This window comes from Colwellia sp. C1TZA3, assembly GCF_007954265.1.
Taxonomy (GTDB): Bacteria; Pseudomonadota; Gammaproteobacteria; order Enterobacterales; family Alteromonadaceae; genus Cognaticolwellia.
Window position 1 is genome coordinate 62,221 of the sequence record NZ_VOLS01000005.1, and the last position, 16,926, is coordinate 79,146.

A 16,926-nucleotide genomic window follows, 5' to 3' on the forward strand; every position below is an offset into this window, starting at 1 on the left:
CCTTTGCTTATACCGCTGCTGCACCAGCACAAATTTCACCCAATTCTTGAGTAATACTTGCTTGACGCGCTTTGTTGTATACCAATTGTAAATCATCAATTAAGTCACCCGCGTTATCGGTTGCAGATTTCATTGCAACCATACGAGCGGCTTGTTCACATGCGAGGTTTTCAACCACACTTTGATATACTTGAGATTCTGTATAACGCACCAATAAATATTCAAGTATTGCTTGAGCATCAGGTTCGTATATGTAATCCCAGCGATGCTTAATAGCGTCATCATCTGACTTAGGCAAAGGTAAAAGTTGATCGATTGTCGGTTTTTGCGTCATGGTATTAACAAATTTGTTATATACAATGAACAATCTGTCAATCTCACCATTATCATAGGCGTTTAACATAACCTTAACACTACCGATTAAATCAGTTAGTGATGGGTTATCACCTAATCCAGAAATTTGTGAAACAACTTTGGCACCCATATTGTTGAAAAATGACGTAGCTTTAGAACCCACTACGGCAAATTCAACTTCGGCACCAGCTGCTTGGTGTTTACCTGCGTCAGCAAGTACTTGTTTAAATAAATTAATATTTAAACCACCACACAAACCACGGTCTGTTGAGACAACAATATAACCTACACGCTTAGCTTCACGTTCAACCATATAAGGATGAAGATACTCTAAATTACCAAGCGCGATGTGACCGATCACATTTCGCATATTTTCAGCATACGGACGAGAGGCAGCCATGCTTTCTTGCGCTTTACGCATTTTGCTAGCTGCAACCATTTCCATTGCACTGGTGATCTTCTGTGTATTTTTTACACTTCCGATCTTCGATTTTATCTCTTTACCACCGGCCATGACTATTCTCCCCGAAAAGGTTAACTAAATTACCAAGTTTGGGTAGCTTTGAAAGCTTCAATCGCTTTCGCTAAACCAGACTCAATATCTTTGTTATAGTCGCCTTTTTCATTGATAGTAGCCATCAACTCAGCGTGATCATTGTTTACGTACGAACGTAATGCATCTTCAAAATCAACAACTTTGTTGATGGCGATATCGTTTAAAAAGCCTTTATCTGCGGCAAATAAAGATACGGCTGTTTCAGCAATTGACAATGGACTGTATTGCTTTTGCTTCATTAATTCAGTAACGCGTTGGCCATGCTCTAATTGAGCACGTGTAGCGTCATCTAAGTCTGAGGCAAATTGAGCAAACGCTGCTAATTCAGCATATTGTGCTAAAGCTAAACGAATACCACCACCTAATTTCTTGATGATTTTAGTTTGAGCAGCACCACCAACACGAGATACAGAAATACCAGCGTTAACCGCAGGACGAATACCTGAGTTAAACAAGTTAGATTCTAAGAAAATCTGACCATCAGTAATTGAGATTACGTTAGTTGGTACGAATGCAGATACGTCACCCGCTTGCGTTTCAATGATAGGTAAAGCGGTTAAAGAACCTGTTTTACCTTTTACAGCACCATTGGTGAAACGCTCAACGTATGCTTCGTTTACACGAGCAGCACGTTCAAGTAAACGACTGTGAAGATAGAAAACGTCACCTGGGTAAGCTTCACGACCTGGCGGACGACGTAAAAGTAACGAAATTTGACGATAAGCAACAGCTTGCTTAGACAAATCATCATAGACAATTAGTGCATCTTCACCACGATCACGGAAGTATTCACCCATAGTACAGCCAGAATATGCTGACAAGTACTGAAGTGCGGCTGCTTCAGAAGCGCCAGCAACAACAACGATAGTATTATCTAACGCGCCGTGTTCTTCTAATGAGCGAACTAAGTTAGCAACGGTAGAGGCTTTTTGGCCAATAGCTACGTATACACACTTAATACCAGTGTTTTTCTGATTGATAATTGCATCTAATGCGATTGCAGATTTACCAATTTGACGGTCACCAATGATAAGTTCACGTTGGCCACGTCCAATTGGAATCATTGAATCGATTGATTTAATACCTGTTTGTACAGGTTGATCAACAGATTTACGATCGATTACGCCTGGTGCTACCATTTCAACTGGAGAGAAACCATCGTTTTCGATAGGTCCTTTACCGTCAATTGGCTCACCCAATGTGTTAACAACGCGACCTAATAAGCCACGTCCTACTGGTACTTCTAAAATACGACCAGTACATTTTACTTTAACGCCTTCAGCTAGATCCGCATAAGGACCCATAACTACCGCACCGACCGAATCACGGTCAAGGTTTAAAGCGATAGCAAAGCGATTGCCAGGAAGTTCAATCATCTCACCTTGCATTACGTCTGCAAGGCCATGAATACGAATGATACCGTCAGTTACAGAAACGATAGTACCTTCATTACGAGCTTCACTAACTACGTCAAACTGTTCAATACGACTCTTGATCAGTTCAGCGATTTCAGTGGAATTCAGTTGCATACTCTGTTCCCCGTTAGGATTGCATTGTTGTTGCTAAGCGGTTCAATTTACCTCGTACTGAACCATCTATTACCATGTCACCAGCTTTTATTACTAAGCCAGAGACTACGTTTGCATCAATTTTACAATTAAGTTTTACTTTTCGAGCCAAACGCTTTTCAAGCGCAGCGCATAATGTAGTTTCTTGTTCTACTGTTAATTTAACAGCAGACGTTACATCCACAGAAACTGTTTTCTCATGTTCAGCTTTTAATTCGCGAAACTGAGCAACAACCTGTGGTAGCACCAATAAACGTTGATTTTCAGCCATTACTTTAATTAAGTTTTGGCCATTACTATCAAGTTGAACATCACAGACTTTCAAAAAAATGTCTTGTGCTTGTTCTACCGACGCACCACCAGAAAGATAGTCTTTTATGGTGTTGTCGTTGGCAACTTGTGCAGCAAAAACTAGCATTTCTAACCAGTTTTCGACTGTATTTGCTTCAATAGCAAAATCAAACGCCGCTTTAGCGTAGGGACGAGCGATGGTTGTCAATTCAGACATAAGCTCATTTCCCTCTAAAGTTCAGCTACAAGTTTATCTAAAATGTCGCTATGTACAGCGGCATCGATTGAACGCTCAAGAATTTTCTCGGCACCAGCAATAGCAAGAACAGCCACTTGTTGGCGCAATTCTTCTTTAGCTTGGTTACGTTCAGTATCAATTTCTGCATGACCTGAAGCTAAAATTTTATCTTTTTCAGCATGTGCTTTTACTGCAGCTTCTTCAATTATCTGAACTTCACGCTTTTTAGCAGCTTCTAAAATACTTGCTGCTTGCGCTTTAGCTTCTTTTAATTGTGCTGTAGCTTTCTCTTGAGCAAGCTCAAGATCTTTAGCGGCACGGTCAGAAGCAGCAAGTCCATCAGCAATTAATGCTTGACGGGCTTCTATGGCACCAATAATTGGTGGCCATACATACTTCATACAAAAAATTACGAATACGATAAATGCGATTAATTCACCAATTAAGGTCATATTAAGATTCATTTATGTATCTCCTATTAAAATTCGCGTTTAAATTAAGCTGGAACACCAACTGCGAATAATAGGTATAAGCCGATAGCAACACCGATCATTGCAATAGCATCGATAAGACCCGCTACGATGAACATTTTAACTTGCAGTTGAGGTGCTAATTCAGGTTGACGTGCAGCAGACTCTAAAAATTTGCCACCAAGTAAACCAAAACCAATCGCAGTACCAAGAGCACCTAGACCGATTAATAAAGCAACAGCGATATATAACATATTTATCTCCGATTATTTAAGTAAAGTTATAAAGTTTAAAAACTAAGGTTGAAACTGTTATTCTTGCCCTTGTTACTTTGTAAGTAACAAGGGCAAGAAATTTAATGATCTTCGTGCGCTAGACTCAAATATAGAATCGTTAGCATCATGAAGATAAACGCTTGTAATGGGATGATCAACAAGTGAAAAGCAGCCCATAAAAAGTGTACTGGCAATTGGAACACACCAATTGTCGCAATCAATAAGAAGATCAATTCACCAGCGTACATATTACCAAACAAACGAAGTGCGAGTGATAACGGGCGAGCCAGTAAGGTAACCATCTCTAAAATAAAGTTAATCGGGTAGAGTGACCAATGACCAAATGGCTGGGTGGTTAACTCTTTAATAAATCCGCCGATACCTTTTATTTTAATTGAGTAATAAAGAATAAGAACAAAAACACCTAATGCTAAAGCAAAGGTCATATTTGGATCAGTTGTTGGTACGGCTTTCATGTAATTAACACCAAACAACTCAAAAATACGCGGTATTAAATCTACCGGCACCCAATCCATGGCGTTCATTAACAATACCCAAACAAAAATGGTTAATGCTAGTGGCGCGATAACTGGGTTTTTGCCGTGAAAGGTACTTTTAACACTGTCATCGACAAATTCAACAACCATTTCAACTGCACATTGCAATCTACCGGGCACGCCAGTACTTGCTTTTTTAGCAACTGAACGAAACAGCGTAATAAAAACTAAACCTAAAAACACCGACCAACCAAGTGTATCTAAGTGCAGTGTCCAAAATCCATCACATGGATTTAAAGAATTAGCGGAACAAAGTCCCTGACTATCTGCACTTAAATTGGTTAGATGATGTTTAATATATTCTTGGCTGGTTATTTCAGCACCTGATGACATATTAATTACCCTAATGATTAAAGTTTAAAAATTCTTGTTGATAAAAAACGGTGTTAGTAACGGCAAAGCCACTACTAAACAAAAACTGCTGAAAAAAGCTATGGGCTCTATCGCTAAAAACTTAAAGGCTAGCGCAAACAAAACGGCCGTTAATACTATTTTCAATTTCTCGCCACTATAAAAAGCATCAAGTACTTTTTCTGACGCTCTTGCTCCGGCATATTTAAATGCTTTATGAGCAAAGAAAAAATTAGGGATTACACTGATTGCACCACCACTTAATACCGAGAGTGCAAACGATAATCCCCAAATAAAATATGTTGCTAAACTGCAAAGCAAAACAATCACTATCGAGATTAATATTTGCTTAAATGCAAATTCTCTTCCTGGCCTAGCTAACTCATTGTAAATAAATAAACTCACCAGAAACTCCTACGATATTTTTCGTAATGCTTACAGTTTTTTAAAGATAATTTTTCATCTCTAAAAAGCCGTCGCAAGTATACTGAATTACAGCACTAATGCAACAAAATAGGCTACTCATTGCCGACATTATCTGCAAAATGTTGCGCTAAATGAATAAATTACGACTAAGGTATAATCTAAAATTGAAACATTACTGATGAATTATAAAAGCAAAAGAAAAAACAGTAAATAGATAGCCGTTTTTCATTTGATCAAAAATGGCTATTCAAGAGTTTTTATTATTTCAACCTAAATCCTTAAACCTTATCGATTTTAAAGGCTTATTTTCAAGTCATACTAAAAAGAATTAAAGCGTGAGACAATACCATCAAGTTCAGATAGGTCACTGTAAGATATAACTAATTTCCCTTTACCTTGTTTATTATGATTTATAGCAACATGCGAGCCTAATTTTTCAGACAAGTTTTGCTCTAATGCCTTGGTATTAGGATCTGCTGGCTTTGTGACTATTTCTTTTGCCGGTTGTTGTAATTTTTTGATTAATACTTCTGTCTCGCGCACATTTAACTCTTTTGCTACCACAATACGTGCCGTATTAGTTTGAATGTCATTATCTAAGGCTAATAGTGCTCTAGCATGGCCCATTTCGATATCGCCATGCTCAAGTAAAGTTTTAACTTCACTGTTAAGATTATTTAAGCGTAATAAGTTACTTACCGCCGTTCTTGATTTACCAACCGCATCAGCAACTTCTTGATGGGTCAATTCAAATTCAATTAGCAATCGTTCTAATGCGATAGCTTCTTCCATCGCATTTAAGTCTTCACGTTGAATGTTTTCTATTAAAGCAATCGCCACTGCAGCTTCATCAGGCACATGCTTTATTAAACAAGGTACGGTATCCAGTGCCGCTATTTGAGCTGCACGCCAGCGGCGCTCACCGGCTATAATTTCATAACTGTGCTCACTAACTGGCCGAACAATAATAGGCTGAATAATGCCTTGTGATTTAATCGAGTTAGCTAAGTCATCTAAGGCTTCTGCCGACATATCTTTGCGCGGTTGATACTTGCCAGGATGCAATTGTTCTATTGGTAAATTCTGTAATTCAGCATTTTTGTTTGGCGTATCTGTTGTATCGCCCACATTACTGGTTAAATCTGTTGATGGTTTTGTTAATAAGGCATCAAGACCGCGACCTAGACCTCTGCGTTTTGTTTGACTCATAATATTCCTTATTATTACTCAGTAGTGGCTTGCGGTGTAGATGGTTTTTTTTCTTCTGCACGACGTAGTATTTCACCGGCTAAGGCGAGATAAGCTTTTGCACCTGTAGAAGATTTATCATAATACATCACTGGGGCACCAAAACTAGGCGCTTCTGCTAGACGGACATTACGTGGAATAACGGTGCGATAAACTTTATCACCGAAGTGACGCTTTAATTGCTCAGAAACATCATTAGCTAAACGGTTACGAGGGTCATACATAGTACGTAAAATACCTTCAATATGAAGTTTACTATTTACTACTGAGGTTAACTGCGAAATGGTATCCATTAAAGCAGTTAAACCTTCTAAAGCATAGTACTCACATTGCATCGGCACTAATACTGAATCTGCTGCAGTCATGGCATTAACCGTCAACATATTTAATGAGGGTGGACAATCGATAATAATATAGTCATAGTCTTTGCTTACTTTTGATAAAGCGTTTTTTAAACGATGTTCTCGAGAATAAACCTCCATCAATTTAATTTCTGCCGCCGTTACATCGCTGTTTGCGGCAATAAGATCATAAATACCTGCCGTATTTCTACAAACCACATCTTCGAATGGTCGTTCTTCGATAAGTAATTCGTAGCAGGTTGCTGGTACTTCGTATTTATCTATACCGCTACCCATAGTAGCGTTACCTTGGGGGTCAAGATCGACCAGTAAAACTCTACGTTTAGTTGCCGCAAGAGAAGCAGCAAGATTGACCGAAGTTGTCGTTTTACCGACACCACCTTTTTGATTTGCAACCGCAATTATTTTTCCCACAGGATCCTCAATACTTTTCTGCTCAAGTTTATTATTATTTATGATTTAACCAATTCAATCAAATGGCGCTCACCGTCTAACTGAGGCACGGCAATAGCATAACTATTTGCAACCGCTATATTACTGGGTAATGCCGCTATTTCATCACTCGGGTAAATACCTTTCAATGCTAAAAACCGTCCGTGTTCAACACTCACTAAATGTTCGCACCAAGTTACCATGTCAGTTAATGATGAAAATGCTCGACTTAATACACCATCGAAAGGTTGCTCTGGACGATACTGCTCAACACGTGATTTAACGGGTGTAACATTATCAAGTTTTAATTGGAAAACCACTTGCCTTAAAAAAGTAATTCTTTTGCCTAGACTGTCTAATAAGACAAAATTACGCTCAGGATATAAAATAGCCAGCGGTATTCCTGGTAAGCCTGGCCCAGTACCCACATCAATAAAAGATTGACCTTTAAGTAATGGCCCAACCATCAAACTATCCATGATATGTTTGATGATCATATCTTTAGGATCGCGTATTGAGGTTAAATTGTAGGCTTTATTCCATTTGTTTAATAATTCAACATATTGGATAAGTAAAGAAATTTGCTCTGTTGAAACCTCAAGCGAAGTTTCTTTGATCAGAGCAATGAGTTGGTCAGATAATGTCATAAGGTGGCATCTTTCGTTTATGCTGACTATTTAAGCGCTTTTGCGTAATAAGCCATGTTTTTTCAGATAAACTAATAATAACGAAATTGCCGCTGGAGTAATACCAGAAATGCGCGATGCTTTACCAATAGTTTCAGGACGAGCGTCTGAGAGCTTCGCAACAACCTCATTTGACAAGCCTGATATTTGGCTAAAATCATAGTCTACGGGGATCAAAGTGTTTTCGTGACGCTTCTTTTTCGCTATTTCATCAAGCTGTCGGTCAATATAACCGGCATATTTTATTTGAATTTCAATTTGTTCAGCCGCTTGTTTATCTGCGAGTTTAGGCCCTAGACCTTCAATCGCGACTAGATCGTCGTATTTAACTTCTGGACGTCGAAGTAGATCTTCTAGACTGTTTTCACGACTTAAGGGCGTTTTCAATAAACTATTGACTTGCTCAACAGCTGGATGATCCTTTTGTAACCAAGTTGAACGCAAACGTTGACGTTCAAGCTCAACATTCTCCATTTTCTCATTAAATCGCTGCCAACGTTGATCATCAACCAAACCTAAAGCACGACCTTTTTCCGTTAAACGAATATCAGCATTATCTTCACGCAATAATAAACGGTACTCAGCACGAGAAGTAAACATACGATAAGGTTCTTTGGTGCCTAAAGTGGCTAAGTCATCAATAAGAACACCCATGTAAGCTTGATCTCTAGTTAACACTAGCTCTTCTTTACCTTGTACTCTTGCCGCGGCATTAGTCGCTGCAACAAGCCCTTGAGCGCCAGCTTCTTCATAACCAGTAGTACCATTAATTTGGCCAGCAAAATAAAGGTTTTCAACAAATTTACTTTCTAGCGTTTGTTTTAGATCGCGCGGATCGAAAAAGTCATATTCAATAGCATAACCTGGACGAGTTATATGGGCGTTTTCAAAACCTTTGATCGATCTAACTAGATCCATCTGAACATCAAATGGCAGACTAGTAGAAATACCATTAGGATAAATTTCATGGGTATTTAACCCTTCAGGCTCGACAAATATTTGATGACTGTCTTTATCGGCAAAACGATGTATTTTATCTTCAATTGATGGGCAATAACGAGGTCCAACACCTTCAATAACACCAGTATACATGGGGGAACGGTCTAGGCCAGATCTAATAATATCATGAGTTTTCTGATTGGTATGGGTAATAAAACATGAAACTTGTCTTGGATGATCGTCTTCTGAGCCCATATAAGAAAAAGTTGGTCGAGGATCATCACCTGGCTGTTCTGCCATTACAGAAAAATCAAGGGTTCTGCCGTCTAAGCGTGGTGGTGTTCCTGTTTTTAAACGATCAATTCTAAATGGCATATCACGTAAACGAGCAGCAAGATTTACACTAGCAGGATCACCGGCTCTACCGCCTTGATAATTGTTCAGACCAATGTGGATCTGACCCGCTAGGAAAGTACCCACCGTCAAGACAACGCTTTTCGCTTTAAATTTCAAACCCATTTGCGTAGAAACACCCACGATCTTATTATTTTCTAAAATAAGATCATCACAAGGCTGTTGAAATATTGTTAAATTTTCTTGATTTTCTAAATAGTTACGAACAAAGTTTCGATACAAATTCCGATCTGCTTGTATCCGAGTTGCTCGTACCGCTGGACCTTTGCTGGCATTTAGGGTTCTAAATTGGATCGCTGCATGGTCAGCTGCTGTAGCCATTATGCCACCTAGAGCGTCAATTTCTTTAACCAAATGACCTTTGCCAATGCCGCCTATCGCTGGGTTACATGACATTTGACCAAGGGTGTCAATGTTGTGAGTCAACAATAATGTTTTACAGCCCATGCGAGCTGCTGCAAGTGACGCTTCTGTTCCAGCATGACCGCCACCAACAACAATTACGTCATAAGACTCTTGATACCACATAAATTACTGACCTTTGTTTATTTGCTATTTAATTTTTAAGAGCGACATTTTAGCGCCTTTTTGGCTTCATGGGAATGATCTAATTTAGGAAAAGATCTAAGCTTGATCCTTAAGTAATATATAAAGATCTCTTTAAAGATCTTATTATTATTACTTATTAAGATCATTATTTTCTGTTGATAAGTCACTTTTATTTATAGAAAACAATATATTAATAGTCATGTATTGTTGTGATCAAGCTTTGATCAAGTACGTTATAAGCTCTGATCAAAACGGCTACTTATCCACAGGCGAATTAAAGTTAATTTCTATACACTGAATAATAATAGAAAATTAATAGCTTTTACCCAGAGTTATCCACAATGGGGTTTTTATTAGGTTGTAACTGTTAATAACTTATGGGTAAGTTGGTTATAAATGATCTTTATTTTCATTTAACCAAATTTGAGATCGTTCTTCTGGATCGATATCTTGACTCATATCTAATGTGATCAAAGGTAGTATTTCATTGCAACCTTTTGATAATAAAAGCTTATTGATACTTTTTGCTGCGTAGCAAAAAGTATCGTAATTTGAGTCACCGAGACCGATCGTTAGAAATTTAACTGAGGATAGATCTTGATCGCTATTTTTAAGATCTGTTACGAATTTTTGAATATTATCGGGATAATCACCAGCACCATGGGTTGAGGTGCAAATTAACCAAATTTGTTTTTTGTTTAATATTTGTGCAAAATTAGGTTGGAAATGCAGTTCAACTTGATGGCCGAGTGCGGTTAATGTTTCTTCACAGGCCTCAGCGACATATTCTGAGCCGCCTAACATACTGCCAACAATGACTTGAAATGAGCTCATTTACTGTTCCTATTAAATTATTTTATGTTGTTTTAGGTTAAATTTTTTATACATTATAAGGTTACAAGCAACACATTATTACAATTGAAAAAACATTGAAATATCAAAATAGTTATTCTTAATTAAATGTAAAATTTGCTTTGGAATAAAGATGAATAGATTAATGAATCACTTAATTATTGCGCTGATGATACTCCCTATCACATTTATCAGCACGGCTTTCTCGTCAGAAAATGTACTCGATATCGACAGTTATAACAAAGAATTGAGAACGGCTATTGGGTTATATAAAGTTAATAATTACAATGAGGCTTTATTTAAGCTTGAAATATTTGCTAAAAGAGGTGACAAAACATCGCAATATATCGTTGGTACAATGTATTTAAACGCACAAGGTACAAAACAAGATTTAATTAAAAGTTACGGTTGGCTTACTGTTGCTAATGAACAAAAAACTCAAGCATGGGAACTTCCATTAACAATGCTCCAAGATAAATTACCTGCTGATTACTTAGAAAAATTAGCACTCGAAGGTCAAAAATATATTAAGTTATATGGTGCTAAAAGTCAGCGCTTAAAATGTAAAAATGTGAAAAAATTGGGCTCTAAGCAGCCATCGCATAGGTGTAATAAAATTGAGATTGTTAATGGATATTATTTTGTTGATGATCTAGATTAAACCCAATCATTACTGCTAATCGCTTTAGATAATTAACCTTTGGGTTATTATCGGTGTTATACCAGTTCCATTAAGTTTGTGATCTTGTTGTGCGCAGGAAAAATGGCTGAAGGTAAGGCGCTCGATTGAGCAATAGCTGGCTATTGGGATTGAGAGCAACACAGCCTTGAGCTATTTTAACTAGTACAAGTGAGCAATAACTTAATGGAATTGGTATTAGATTGCTCATAAAGTGCATAAACAAGGTACTTGGCATTTAACGTGGTTTTAATGGTTGTTTTAGACATTATCTTGTGATGGTCGGTTAGTATTTGCTTGAATCTGGTGTTTTTACTGCTTGTCCAGAAAATTTTCCAGCAAATATTTATAACGCTTTATTATTATTGCTGCCTACCGTAAACCCTAAGGGGGAATCAACGATAGGCATTTATATAATACCAATCTCATTAATTATCTGATCATTTCACCTGGTTAAAACAACCCACTACGGCGTTATTTATTTACTCATTATCGCTGCATGGATGCCGCTTATTAGACAATGCAGGCACCTAGTGTCCTGAATAACGGTTTATTAAAATAAATGCCTTGTATTTGGCTTTTCCCTCTGCATATAAAGTAAACCAGATAATTAGTGAAACTGCTCTAAGTGTTGTTATACCAAGTTGATTAATTACCTGCTCATTTTTAATGGTTAAAATGAATAACTACAGCGTTATAAAATTTATAAGGTGAATAACTACTGACTAAGTTTTATGCCTTGTATTTATCTATTTTTCCTCATGAAAAAGTAGATCACTTAATTAATTAAATTGGTATTACAGTGATTGGTATTTAATTTATAATGTGCGATTTACTCTAATCCTGCGTTTAGTACCAACTTTTTTAAGTTTAAAACTATTCATGATCCCTCTTGTTATTATTATAGCGTCCCCCTCAGAGAACTTTGCTCGTCTATCTCCCCCTTTTTCTATCCAAATTTGACCATTTTCTAATTCAATTTCCCATTTTTTGTGTAAATTTTTTCTTGCAGATTTAACAATAGAGGTCATTTCATCAAATTTACGTTCTTTGTTTGAATACCGATGAGCCTGACCAAAAGATGAAATTAGCTGCTCTTTATCTTGAATTTCTGTTGTTTTTGGTTCGCTTACTACAGTGATATCGCCAGCAATTTTTGTTGAATTTTTATCAATGTAAGCATCAAAACATTGAAGTCTTTGCTTTTCACTTTTCATATTGGCACATTGTACTAAATCAGGCGTTAAATTAGCAGCTGTGACAAAGTTACTGATGACTCCAACAATAGCAACTAAAATAATTATTTTTATAAGTTTCATTTTTTCTCTCCCTTTCTTGTAATAAAAAGTGTTTGATTTTTGCTAAATCAATTGATAAGTATAAAGTTTATTTCAAAAGATGGTGCTAAATTATTTAGAGTTAATTTAGCACCATCTTAGTTATTGTCTTATTTACCAATACAAAATGATGAAAATATTTCACTTAATAAATCATCATTGGTGAATTCACCAGTGATTTTGTTGAGCTCTTGTTGGCAAAAACGTAGTTCTTCAGCCAGAATTTCACCAGCGACATAAGATTGAAGTTGCTCTAAGCCTATTATTAGATGTTGGTGGGCTTGTTCAAGAGCAACTAAGTGACGCCGTCTGGCCATAAAGCCCCCTTCAGTACTACCCTGATAGCCCATGATATGTTTAAGGTGCTCAGTTAGCTCTGAAACGCCTGCACCTGTTTTAGCAGACAAGGTTATTGTCGGGGTTGTGTTGAGTTCGCTGTAACCGGTTTTTGCTTGGCTAATATCAGCTTTGTTTCTGATAATAGTTAAGCCGATATTAGTGGGTAATTTTTCAAAAAACTCTGGCCAAGCTGCTTTTAAATCGTCGGTTTTATCTTGTGCAGAATCAACCATAAGTAAAACGCGGTCTGCTTGTTTGATCTCTTGCCACGCCCGCTCAATGCCTATTTTTTCTACTTCATCGACACTCTCTCTTAATCCTGCGGTATCAATAATATGCAGTGGCATACCGTCAATATGGATTTGTTCAGATAATACGTCACGGGTAGTGCCTTCAATGTCAGTGACTATGGCGCTTTCTTTACCGCTAAGGGCATTAAGTAAGCTCGATTTACCTGCGTTTGGTCTTCCAGCAATAACAACCCGCATGCCTTCACGAATAATACTACCTTGTTGTGCTTTATTTTTTACTTCTGTTACTTGACTAATAATGGCTTTTAAGTCGTTAACCACTTTTTCGTCCGCGAGAAAATCGATTTCTTCTTCTGGAAAATCAATCGCGGCTTCTACATACATGCGTAAATGTATGGTGTCGTTCACCATTTGATGGACAAGTTTAGAAAAATCGCCTTGTAACGAATGTAAAGCACAGCGAGCTGCTTGTTCTGAGCTTGAGTTAATCAAATCTGCTATGGCTTCTGCTTGGGTTAAATCAAGTTTATCATTAAGAAATGCTTGCTCACTAAACTCACCAGGTCCGGCCATACGCACCTTAGGCAGGGTTAAAATCTCTTTAAGTAACATATCTAAGATAACGGGGCCACCATGGCCTTGTAGCTCCAAAATATCTTCACCGGTAAAGGAATTAGGGCCTTTAAAATAAAGTGCTATGCCTTGGTCTAGTGCTTGGCCTTTATGATCTTTAAAAGTTAAATATTCAGCTTTACGTAATTCAGGTACTTTGCCTAAAATAGCTTGAGCGACATTTTTAACTTCAGGCCCTGAAACTCTAATAATACCAACACCACCTCTGCCTGGCGCTGTAGCCTGTGCTGCTATGGTTTCTTTTTGGCCTGATGTAAAAGCTAGGTCGGTCATGTTGGGTTCTCAGTTAACGGTTAAGGCTTTAATTGGCGACATTATAAAGCGTTAATGACTTGCTGCAAATGTGTACTGAGCTATTGTTTAATTTATTAATGCTTTACATGGTAAAAGCTCGTGATATAAGCCGTGGTATAAGTGCACAGTCTCTAATTAATTTTTTTATCTTTGTAGTATTTCAATTCCTGTAATTGGCACGACTGATTATCGGTGCTTTATTTTTTACAGGGAGAAAAACACCAAAAATAAGGCGGGATAACTAACTATATTAAGCCAATTATATTAAAAACAGTTAAGATCATGTCGAGTGTTGTAACTTATACCAGTTCCATTAAGCAAGTGATCACTTTTTTCATGAGAAAAAAAGGATAAATACAAGCCATAAAATTTAGTCAGTCGTTATTCACCTTATAAATTTTATAACGCTGTAATTATTCATTTTAACCACTAAAAATGGATGATCTTTAGCTAAATAGTACTTTTAAAAATCAAAGTATTAACTATATTTCTGGTTAATTTTTCTCAGAAAAACAGTTAATTACATCCCAATATACTATAAATTATGGGCATAAAAAAAGGTAGCCTGAGCTACCTTTTTAGTCGATAAAACAATGTTATATTGTTTTTTCTTTAGCTTTGGCCTTTTTGATGCCCGAGAATATTATCTTCATTTGTACAATTGAAATAATATTACTCACTAACCAGTAAAGTACTAAGCCTGATGGGAACCAGAAAAAGAATACGGTGAACATGACTGGCATGTACTGCATTATTTTTTGTTGCATCGGATCTTGTACGGTCATTGGCTGCATTTTTTGCATAATGAACATACTGATACCCATTAATACCGGTAAAATGTAGAACGGGTCTTGTGCCGACAGATCTTGTATCCACAACATAAAGGGTGCATGACGTAATTCAACACTTTCCAAAAATACCCAATATAGTGCAAGAAAAATAGGCATTTGGACGATTAAGGGTAAACAGCCACCAGCAGGATTTACTTTTTCTTTACGATAAAGCTCCATCATGGCTTGTGACATTTTTTGTTTATCGTCACCTAAACGCTCTTTCAGCTGCGCCATTTTAGGTTGTAGTGCCCGCATTTTAGCCATTGAGGTATATTGCGCTTTGGTTAATGGATACATACCACCTTTAACGATAAGAGTAATGATAATTATCGCTACACCCCAGTTAGTGACAATAGATTGGATTTTAATAAGCAACCAGAATAATGGTTGGCTGATCATGAATAAAAAGCCGTAATCTATGGTTAGATCAAGATTATCTTCAATACTTTCCAGTACATCCTGATCTTTTGGACCAACATAAAAAGTCGCTGATGTTGTCGCTGTGCTATTTGGTTCAATCGTTATTGCTGGAGCTTTAAAGCCAATTACTGCGTCTTGGTTAGTAGAGTATCTAGTATATAACTGATTGTCTGAGGTTTTTTCTGGCACCCAAGATGAAACAAAATAGTGTTGTAACATAGCAACCCAACCACCTTGAGTAGAAACACTCAGGTTCGCTTCAGCGATATCATCAAAGTCATATTTTTCATATACATCTTCAGTGGTCGAATAGGCAGCGCCGATATAAGTAGGAATTAAACCGCTTGAACTATCAATTAAGGTAGTTTGTTTTAGTTGCGCATACATTTGTATGCTGGCAGGGCTCTTAGCGTTATTAGCAATGATATATTCAACATCAATGGCATAACTGTCGTAATTGAGTGTAAAACGCTTGGTAACAGACAAACCGTCGTTATCAAGATAATTTAAATCAATCACTAGTGGCTCACCAGGATTTGCTTGATATGATGTTGCCGATGTTTGATAAATCGGTCGACCAGGAATAACACGGTCTAAACCTTGTGCACCAGTTAAACCACTTTGCGCAACATAGCGGTCACGGTCGTTGCGCAATATAGTAAAGGGTATGCCATTACCTTGTTCTGTATCGAACTTAAGTAATTTTGCTTCTACAATGTCGCCGCCGTTAGTATCAATTTTTAGTGATAAAACATCATTTTTTACTGAAATTAGTGTAGCACTAACTACTTTTGTTTCATTGCTGATAGACGTTGCTGTAGCGGATGACTCAGGAACAAATTCGCCATCACTATTATTTGGCGTTGTTTGTTGAGTTACTGCTGGTTGCTCAAGAATTGGAGCTTTGTCTGTTTGCCATTGGTTAAATAGCAAATAGGTAACAACCATAAGCGCAATAAAAAGAAAACTGCGTTGGGATTCCATAATGTCTTATTTCTCTTTTTTTGATAGTGGCACGGGATCATGTCCTCCCGCATTGAGTGGGTGGCATCTTAGTATACGTTTGCCTGCTAACCAACAACCTTTTATCACACCAAAGCGATTAATTGCTTCTATCGCGTAAAAAGAGCATGTTGGGTTAAATCTACAATGGGGTCCAAGCAATGGGCTAAGCCAGTACTGATAAGCTTTTACTAGTGTAATAGCTACTTTTTGTGGCGTTGAATTATTTTGCGCCATATTTTTTCCAATTGCTGATTAATTTCTTTATTTTCGAGCTTGTCAGTGCCAGATTTTACCATAACTACTATATCGACAAAGGGGAGGTTATGTTGATTTAAACGGAAGCTTTCGCGAACTTGTCGTTTGATACGATTTCGTTGAACAGCTAATTTAACCCGTTTTTTAGCAATGGCTAGACCAAGACGGTTATTATTATCAGAATTTGGGGTGACGAGTATGGTGATGTGGCTAGAGCCAAAACGAAGAGGTTTTGCAAACACAGCTTGAAATTGACCGGGAGTCAACAAGCGTGACTCCCGATTAAATTCATAAGTAACCATAGCGGTTACT

18 protein-coding genes are annotated in these 16,926 nt (G+C 37.4%); 1 reads left to right on the top strand and 17 read right to left on the bottom strand.

The window, feature by feature from the left end; translation table 11 throughout:
- Positions 1-7: 7 nt before the first annotated feature.
- The 12 genes from atpG to mioC all read right to left on the bottom strand — a co-directional run bounded on the left by atpG (position 8) and on the right by mioC (position 10,550).
- Positions 8-868 (bottom strand): F0F1 ATP synthase subunit gamma, encoded by an 861-nt coding sequence (gene atpG / locus ESZ39_RS02675; protein WP_146878250.1) that lies wholly within the window; start codon positions 866-868, stop codon positions 8-10.
- Positions 869-897: 29 nt separating this feature from the next.
- Positions 898-2,439, bottom strand: a complete 1,542-nt coding sequence (atpA, locus tag ESZ39_RS02680; RefSeq protein ID WP_146878251.1) for a F0F1 ATP synthase subunit alpha — start codon at positions 2,437-2,439, stop codon at positions 898-900.
- 13 nt (positions 2,440-2,452) lie between these two features.
- Complete coding sequence (atpH, locus tag ESZ39_RS02685) at positions 2,453-2,986, bottom strand: F0F1 ATP synthase subunit delta (RefSeq protein WP_146878252.1); 534 nt, start codon at positions 2,984-2,986, stop codon at positions 2,453-2,455.
- A 14-nt stretch (positions 2,987-3,000) separates the two neighbouring features.
- Entirely contained in the window at positions 3,001-3,471 is a 471-nt protein-coding gene (atpF, locus tag ESZ39_RS02690) for a F0F1 ATP synthase subunit B (protein WP_146878253.1), read from the bottom strand.
- A gap of 32 nt (positions 3,472-3,503) precedes the next feature.
- Positions 3,504-3,731 carry a F0F1 ATP synthase subunit C gene (gene atpE / locus ESZ39_RS02695; RefSeq protein WP_077284459.1) on the bottom strand — a complete coding sequence of 76 codons (228 nt, stop codon included), beginning with the start codon at positions 3,729-3,731 and terminating at the stop codon, positions 3,504-3,506.
- A gap of 101 nt (positions 3,732-3,832) precedes the next feature.
- Positions 3,833-4,642, bottom strand: a complete 810-nt coding sequence (gene atpB / locus ESZ39_RS02700; RefSeq protein WP_146878254.1) for a F0F1 ATP synthase subunit A — start codon at positions 4,640-4,642, stop codon at positions 3,833-3,835.
- A gap of 24 nt (positions 4,643-4,666) precedes the next feature.
- Entirely contained in the window at positions 4,667-5,065 is a 399-nt protein-coding gene (locus tag ESZ39_RS02705; RefSeq protein WP_223270208.1) for an ATP synthase subunit I, read from the bottom strand.
- A gap of 339 nt (positions 5,066-5,404) precedes the next feature.
- Positions 5,405-6,295 (bottom strand): ParB/RepB/Spo0J family partition protein, encoded by an 891-nt coding sequence (locus ESZ39_RS02710; RefSeq protein WP_146878255.1) that lies wholly within the window; start codon positions 6,293-6,295, stop codon positions 5,405-5,407.
- 14 nt (positions 6,296-6,309) lie between these two features.
- Positions 6,310-7,110 carry a ParA family protein gene (locus ESZ39_RS02715; RefSeq protein WP_146878256.1) on the bottom strand — a complete coding sequence of 267 codons (801 nt, stop codon included), beginning with the start codon at positions 7,108-7,110 and terminating at the stop codon, positions 6,310-6,312.
- A gap of 38 nt (positions 7,111-7,148) precedes the next feature.
- Complete coding sequence (gene rsmG, locus ESZ39_RS02720; protein WP_146878257.1) at positions 7,149-7,775, bottom strand: 16S rRNA (guanine(527)-N(7))-methyltransferase RsmG; 627 nt, start codon at positions 7,773-7,775, stop codon at positions 7,149-7,151.
- A gap of 30 nt (positions 7,776-7,805) precedes the next feature.
- Positions 7,806-9,695, bottom strand: coding sequence for a tRNA uridine-5-carboxymethylaminomethyl(34) synthesis enzyme MnmG (gene mnmG, locus ESZ39_RS02725; protein ID WP_146878258.1), 1,890 nt, complete (start codon positions 9,693-9,695; stop codon positions 7,806-7,808).
- Positions 9,696-10,106: 411 nt separating this feature from the next.
- Positions 10,107-10,550: an FMN-binding protein MioC gene (mioC, locus tag ESZ39_RS02730; RefSeq protein WP_146878259.1), complete on the bottom strand. Its 444-nt coding sequence runs from the start codon at positions 10,548-10,550 to the stop codon at positions 10,107-10,109.
- Between the two features lie 151 nt (positions 10,551-10,701).
- Between mioC and ESZ39_RS02735 the strand changes: the two genes are divergently transcribed.
- Positions 10,702-11,229: a sel1 repeat family protein gene (locus tag ESZ39_RS02735; protein WP_146878260.1), complete on the top strand. Its 528-nt coding sequence runs from the start codon at positions 10,702-10,704 to the stop codon at positions 11,227-11,229.
- A gap of 836 nt (positions 11,230-12,065) precedes the next feature.
- On the opposite strand, the gene ESZ39_RS02740 is transcribed toward ESZ39_RS02735, so the two are convergent.
- From ESZ39_RS02740 to rnpA, 5 genes are all read right to left on the bottom strand, one after another.
- Positions 12,066-12,566, bottom strand: coding sequence for a hypothetical protein (locus ESZ39_RS02740; RefSeq protein ID WP_146878261.1), 501 nt, complete (start codon positions 12,564-12,566; stop codon positions 12,066-12,068).
- A gap of 128 nt (positions 12,567-12,694) precedes the next feature.
- Complete coding sequence (mnmE, locus tag ESZ39_RS02745) at positions 12,695-14,080, bottom strand: tRNA uridine-5-carboxymethylaminomethyl(34) synthesis GTPase MnmE (protein ID WP_146878262.1); 1,386 nt, start codon at positions 14,078-14,080, stop codon at positions 12,695-12,697.
- Positions 14,081-14,697: 617 nt separating this feature from the next.
- Entirely contained in the window at positions 14,698-16,338 is a 1,641-nt protein-coding gene (gene yidC, locus ESZ39_RS02750; RefSeq protein ID WP_146878263.1) for a membrane protein insertase YidC, read from the bottom strand.
- Positions 16,339-16,344: 6 nt separating this feature from the next.
- The gene (gene yidD, locus ESZ39_RS02755) at positions 16,345-16,593 is read right to left on the bottom strand and encodes a membrane protein insertion efficiency factor YidD (protein ID WP_146878264.1); all 249 of its coding nucleotides are present in this window, start codon (positions 16,591-16,593) and stop codon (positions 16,345-16,347) included.
- Complete coding sequence (gene rnpA, locus ESZ39_RS02760; RefSeq protein ID WP_146878265.1) at positions 16,560-16,916, bottom strand: ribonuclease P protein component; 357 nt, start codon at positions 16,914-16,916, stop codon at positions 16,560-16,562. Before rnpA ends, yidD begins: the two co-directional genes overlap by 34 nt.
- Between the last annotated feature and the right edge of the window lie 10 nt (positions 16,917-16,926).

Bases quoted from the DNA above. Each gene is read 5' to 3' on its own strand.
- mnmG (WP_146878258.1), bottom strand. From the start codon at position 9,695: ATGTGGTATCAAGAGTCTTATGACGTAATTGTTGTTGGTGGCGGTCAT.
- rsmG (WP_146878257.1), bottom strand. From the start codon at position 7,775: ATGACATTATCTGACCAACTCATTGCTCTGATCAAAGAAACTTCGCTT.
- atpA (WP_146878251.1), bottom strand. From the start codon at position 2,439: ATGCAACTGAATTCCACTGAAATCGCTGAACTGATCAAGAGTCGTATT.
- atpH (WP_146878252.1), bottom strand. From the start codon at position 2,986: ATGTCTGAATTGACAACCATCGCTCGTCCCTACGCTAAAGCGGCGTTT.
- mnmE (WP_146878262.1), bottom strand. From the start codon at position 14,080: ATGACCGACCTAGCTTTTACATCAGGCCAAAAAGAAACCATAGCAGCA.
- yidD (WP_146878264.1), bottom strand. From the start codon at position 16,593: ATGGCGCAAAATAATTCAACGCCACAAAAAGTAGCTATTACACTAGTA.
- ESZ39_RS02710 (WP_146878255.1), bottom strand. From the start codon at position 6,295: ATGAGTCAAACAAAACGCAGAGGTCTAGGTCGCGGTCTTGATGCCTTA.
- atpB (WP_146878254.1), bottom strand. From the start codon at position 4,642: ATGTCATCAGGTGCTGAAATAACCAGCCAAGAATATATTAAACATCAT.
- yidC (WP_146878263.1), bottom strand. From the start codon at position 16,338: ATGGAATCCCAACGCAGTTTTCTTTTTATTGCGCTTATGGTTGTTACC.
- atpE (WP_077284459.1), bottom strand. From the start codon at position 3,731: ATGTTATATATCGCTGTTGCTTTATTAATCGGTCTAGGTGCTCTTGGT.
- rnpA (WP_146878265.1), bottom strand. From the start codon at position 16,916: ATGGTTACTTATGAATTTAATCGGGAGTCACGCTTGTTGACTCCCGGT.
- atpF (WP_146878253.1), bottom strand. From the start codon at position 3,471: ATGAATCTTAATATGACCTTAATTGGTGAATTAATCGCATTTATCGTA.
- ESZ39_RS02735 (WP_146878260.1), top strand. From the start codon at position 10,702: ATGAATAGATTAATGAATCACTTAATTATTGCGCTGATGATACTCCCT.
- atpG (WP_146878250.1), bottom strand. From the start codon at position 868: ATGGCCGGTGGTAAAGAGATAAAATCGAAGATCGGAAGTGTAAAAAAT.
- mioC (WP_146878259.1), bottom strand. From the start codon at position 10,550: ATGAGCTCATTTCAAGTCATTGTTGGCAGTATGTTAGGCGGCTCAGAA.
- ESZ39_RS02740 (WP_146878261.1), bottom strand. From the start codon at position 12,566: ATGAAACTTATAAAAATAATTATTTTAGTTGCTATTGTTGGAGTCATC.